Origin of the sequence: uncultured Campylobacter sp. (assembly GCF_937997465.1) — a bacterium.
GTDB lineage: Bacteria > Campylobacterota > Campylobacteria > Campylobacterales > Campylobacteraceae > Campylobacter_A.
This window is the reverse complement of record NZ_CALKTQ010000294.1, coordinates 1-1,987: the sequence shown is the minus strand read 5'-3', so window position 1 is coordinate 1,987 and position 1,987 is coordinate 1. Positions and strand designations below refer to the sequence as shown.

The window sequence follows — 1,987 nt, the reverse complement described above, 5'->3', positions numbered from 1 at the left end:
GGTGATCTTATTAAGCTCGTCCATAAACTATGAGCGGTCAAATTTAAATTCCAGTTCGTGCCGCCAGTCTTTGCAGTATGGGTTTGAAAAGTCGCTAAATTTGACGACGTCCGCTTCAAATTTGACTTTTTTAAAATAAAAGCAAAAGCCTGCGATGTCGGCTTTTGACTAAAATAATCAAGCACGCCGCTTGCAAGATCGGGCAAATCTTAGCGTTAAAACGGCGGCTTTGGTCAAATTTACCGTCCGCTGCATGCTTTAGGCAAATTTGACGCTACTGGCGCGGCGAGCTAAATTTAGCTTAAGCTTTTACCTCTTTTAGCTTGCTTAAAAACTCTTCGATATTGTATTTGGCACGGTATTGCGCGCTCATGAGGTGGATGAGGATGTCGCCTAGATCGATCACGACCCAGTCGCCGGAGCTTTCGATGCCTAAAAACTGCTCGCCCTCGTCCTTTAGCCCCTCTTTTAGGTCATCGGTTAGCGAGTAGGCGTGGCGTTCACCCATCGTGGTGGCGATTATGACGCATTTTGCGATGTATTCGCGCCCGCTCATGTCGATAGCCTCGATGGCTTCGGCCTTTTTGGCGTCTAGGATTTTGATGATTCGTTCGATTCTTTCTTGCATGTTTTTCCTTGATAAAATTTCGCCGCCTCGTCCGCTATGCACGGTATCATCAGGTTTTTGTCCAAATTTTGCCTGATTTGCGAGGACGAAACGGGCGCGTTTATGTTTAAAATTTTAAAATTTTCAGGCACGGCTACGTTACCGCGGCTAGCTATGACGAAAGTCGCGAGCCTAAAGAGCTCGTCTATCTCGTGCCATTTGTCTAGGCTTGCTAGATGATCGGCGCCGATGATGAGATAAAGCTCGCTCAAAGCGTAAATTTGCCACATGTGCCGCACGCTTTCTATCGTCGGTACGGGGCGATTTTGCGCGATCTCGTAGTCGCTCACGCAGACTTTAGGCAGCGCACCCCAAGCCTCGTTCGCCCACTTTAGCCGAAGCAGCGGCGGAGCGGAAAACTCGCTCTTAAACGGGCTGATAAAGGTCGGCATGATGATGAGCTTATCCGCGTCTAGCCGCTCTAGCGCGGCTTTTATGGCGGCGTCGTGCCCGAGATGAGGCGGGTCGAAACTACCGCCGAAAAGCGCGATTTTCATAAATTTGCCTTTAAAATTTCGGTGCAGTTTATCGAATTTGAAGTGAATTTCGGTTGAAAATCAAAAAAATCGCCGATAAAGCGCAAATTAAATGGAGATTTTGTAAAATTTGGGGATTTTTGGGCTTGCGAGGCTCGTTTTTCGGCGAGCAAGCGAGGGTCAAATTTGCAAAGGCGGGCTTTAGAGCAGCTTAAATTTACGCGCTCGGCAGCGGTTGAGGCCGGTAAATTTAACGCGCAAAAAGCTAAAAAGTACGAAAATAACCTTTCCGCGCGCTTGAAAGCGACCGGAAAATCTAGCACAAGGAGCTAAACATGGTAAAAATCGCGATCAACGGTTTTGGACGTATCGGCAGGTGCGCTGCTCGTATTATTTTAGAGCGAGACGACGTTGAGCTTGTCGCTATTAACGACACGGCGACGCGCGACATGACGCGCTATCTGCTCAAATACGACAGCGTGCACGGCGAATTTAAGCAAGACGTTAAGGTGATAAGCGACGATTTTATAGAAGTAAACGGCAAAAAAATAAGAGTTTTTTCAACAAGAGACTTAAACGAGCTTAGCTACGCAGACTACGGCGCGGACGTGGTTTTGGAGTGCACGGGCAAGTTTTTAACCACTGAAAAATGCGAACCGTACCTAGCTCGCGGCATCAAAAAAGTCGTCATGAGCGCTCCGGCAAAAGACGACACGGCGACCTTTGTAGTCGGCGTAAACGACGATAAATACGCAGGCGAAGCGATCGTCTCAAACGCTAGCTGCACGACAAACGGCCTAGCTCCCGTCGCAAAAGTACTAAATGATAAATTTGGCATCGTAAA

Annotated in this window: 4 protein-coding genes; 1 reads left to right on the top strand and 3 read right to left on the bottom strand. The window is 47.9% G+C overall.

Annotated elements, in window-relative coordinates; all coding sequences use genetic code 11:
- From Q0546_RS09900 to nadD, 3 genes are all read right to left on the bottom strand, one after another.
- A partial coding sequence (locus Q0546_RS09900; RefSeq protein ID WP_298792647.1) for a hypothetical protein occupies nucleotides 1-206 on the bottom strand: 206 nt, incomplete at its 3' end.
- 95 nt (nucleotides 207-301) lie between these two features.
- Entirely contained in the window at nucleotides 302-628 is a 327-nt protein-coding gene (gene rsfS, locus Q0546_RS09895; RefSeq protein ID WP_002952699.1) for a ribosome silencing factor, read from the bottom strand.
- Nucleotides 592-1,164: a nicotinate (nicotinamide) nucleotide adenylyltransferase gene (gene nadD / locus Q0546_RS09890; RefSeq protein ID WP_298792644.1), complete on the bottom strand. Its 573-nt coding sequence runs from the start codon at nucleotides 1,162-1,164 to the stop codon at nucleotides 592-594. Before nadD ends, rsfS begins: the two co-directional genes overlap by 37 nt.
- A gap of 314 nt (nucleotides 1,165-1,478) precedes the next feature.
- Here nadD and Q0546_RS09885 point away from each other — a divergent pair.
- Nucleotides 1,479-1,987 (top strand): glyceraldehyde 3-phosphate dehydrogenase NAD-binding domain-containing protein (locus tag Q0546_RS09885; RefSeq protein WP_298792642.1); only part of this gene is annotated, 509 nt, incomplete at its 3' end.

Coding starts and splice junctions, on each gene's coding strand:
- rsfS (WP_002952699.1), bottom strand. CDS start 628: ATGCAAGAAAGAATCGAACGAATCATCAAAATCCTAGACGCCAAAAAG.
- nadD (WP_298792644.1), bottom strand. CDS start 1,164: ATGAAAATCGCGCTTTTCGGCGGTAGTTTCGACCCGCCTCATCTCGGG.